Raw genomic sequence first — 2,286 nt, 5'->3', positions numbered from 1 at the left:
GGCTGGTGCGCATCTGCGAGTCCGGGGGGCGAGTACTCGACCCGTTCGCTGGAATTGGCACAACAGTAGTTGCTGCAGAGTCAGAGGGCTATAAGTGGACAGGCATCGAAATGACTTCGTACTATTTCAAAATTGCTTCTGAAAGGTTAGCGGCCTCCACTTAAAGTTTAGGGCTGCCTATCAGCAGCCACCTTAGAAGCTAAGTCTTTCGTTTGCCATGAACTGCTCAAGATTTATGCACGGTATGCCGAAGTGCTGGCATACCGTGGGTATCTTGGCGGAATTTGGCTTGAAGACTTCTTCAGTAACAACTGTGAAGCCACGTGTGGCGGCTGCCGCAATTACAAAGGGATCGGCAACCGGTAAGCCCGTCAGCCGCTGCTGCTCACCGATGATGTTTTGGAAGTGTGGTATCACGAAAATTGCGGCAACGAAGTGCAGCTCACCGGCGGTTGGCGTCGTGAACATTTGAGAATTAGAGTCAAACCATTGGATTAGATGTGGGATAGGTGCCCCATTGCCAAGTTCTCGGCGCACTTCACGCGTGGAAACTATCACCCCACTTTGAGCAAGAGCACTCAAGTGCTGCCAGAGAGAGCTGAATACCTGAGGGTAATAGTGTTTGAGCTTGCTATATGAGCCTGTGTCGAACACGTACATCAGTTGCTCGTCCTGTGCAGAACAAGGTCTTCCAGACCGGGAATGTTTGCTGCCTTCACGCCTAGGTACTCAGCCGCGCGCTCGGACGATAATTGTCCTCGTAGCCGACGTGCAAATACTTCCCTTAAAAGCGTATCGCTTAGGTAGGCTCCTTTACTCGCATACCAACTCCCGCCGCCTGGTTCGCGTTCAGACATCTGAGCATTCCACTCTTTAGCCTTGCCCTCGTAGAAGACCTTGGTCGCTCGGCCTTCATTCAAGAAGCGGCGCAGTATTGCCTCGCGGCTTACTCCAAAGTGCCGAGCTATAGCCGAAAAATATGTGTCGCCTAGTGATTCAACATTATCAGGCGCCGTTGCGGTGACTCGCGCAAATTCTTCTCGCGGAATGAGTACTTCGGCAGCCACTGCATTGCAGAACACCTCTAAAGCTTGTTCACGCGCAGGAAGTGCGTTGATGTAAGAAGAATCAAATTTAGAAATTCCGCTTACACTGAAAAGAATGTGCGCAAGTTCATGAAGTAGCGAGAATATTTGCCTAGTTTTAGTGGTGCTGTTGTTGATATATATCAACGGGAAGTGTTGGTCGCGGAGGCAAAAACCGGAAATGGACTGCTGTTTGAAGCTGTCTTTAAAGACGAATATTCCAGCCTTTTCGATAGCTGCGCGCCAGGCTTTAAGGGCACGGTCGTCACTACCCCAACCAGCTTGGCTAGTGCTGTCGATTCCGAGCTCTGTTCGGATCAAAGCCGCCTGAGCGGCTAAATCTTGGTCCCAATTGAGTGAAACGTGATGCCAGATTTTCCTTGGTGCTGGACTGACCTGACTGTACAGATCTTCCAGACCAATCTGATAAGCGCGCGCTTTCCTCAAGTGGAGGTAGGTGTCCCTTGAAAGGCTGGCCAGGTCTTCGTCGGGTAAGGTCCTGAACTGCTGTTTAGGGTTGGACTCTTGTGGAGGCGCGGGCAGGAAAAAGACAGCAAGCGGCCTTTTGTAGAGCTCGTAAGCGAGTCGTTCAAGCTGTGGATAGGTAGGGGCGCCCTGCCCAGACTCCCACGATTCCACCTCGGCCAGCTGTCGCTTCAAGCGATTTGCTACGTCATCCACTGACATGCCGGCGCTCTCCCGAGCCCAGCGCATCACGCTAGGCTGGATGCCCACTACTGGCTCGCCTCTCATTGCCACTCCTTTCGTACAAACGAAGTATCGCTATTGAGGCTGCCTGACGCTAGTCCCACCAGGTGAGAGGCAACTGCGCCTGGTGCAGAGAGCGAGCGTTTGCGCGCGCAATCGTCGCCCCGCCACGCCTGCGGTCTTCATGGGCGTATTTCGCTGCACCCCTGCGGACCAGCGCCGGCCGCGCCTGATATGGCCGCAGGGGCCGTTCGGCGGCGTTGCCCATCCCTGCGGAACCCTGCCCGTGAGGGGTGTGCCAGCCCCTGCTGTCAGCGATCCGGCGTGCAGATCGTCCAAGCGAAAAATTTCGAGGTGACCATCGGGAACAGGTAATCGGTAATCAATGGCCTGCACCGTCTCCAAGTAGCTGATTGTTAGATACTTTTTGGATTACCTTCCAGGGTGATCCCAGGTAATGTGCCGGCTCCAGGAAGGTAATGTCATTGATGGA

At 53.7% G+C, this 2,286-nt stretch carries 3 protein-coding genes; 1 reads left to right on the top strand and 2 read right to left on the bottom strand.

Annotated features, from left to right (window positions below; genetic code table 11):
• The coding region (locus XBLMG947_RS22330; RefSeq protein ID WP_139074482.1) for a DNA methyltransferase at positions 1-164 on the top strand (164 nt) is incomplete at its 5' end.
• A gap of 28 nt (positions 165-192) precedes the next feature.
• Here XBLMG947_RS22330 and XBLMG947_RS20860 read toward each other — a convergent pair.
• Entirely contained in the window at positions 193-660 is a 468-nt protein-coding gene (locus XBLMG947_RS20860) for a PIN domain-containing protein (protein ID WP_083993327.1), read from the bottom strand.
• On the bottom strand, positions 660-1,772 hold the full coding sequence (locus tag XBLMG947_RS20855; protein WP_245228304.1) for an ImmA/IrrE family metallo-endopeptidase: 1,113 nt from the start codon (positions 1,770-1,772) through the stop codon (positions 660-662). The genes XBLMG947_RS20860 and XBLMG947_RS20855 overlap by 1 nt, the downstream gene beginning before the upstream one ends.
• Positions 1,773-2,286 lie beyond the last annotated feature (514 nt).

Origin of the sequence: Xanthomonas bromi (genome assembly GCF_900092025.1) — a bacterium.
Taxonomy (GTDB): Bacteria; Pseudomonadota; Gammaproteobacteria; order Xanthomonadales; family Xanthomonadaceae; genus Xanthomonas; species Xanthomonas bromi.
Note: the sequence above shows the minus strand (reverse complement) of the source record. Positions and strands in the feature narration are given on the sequence as shown.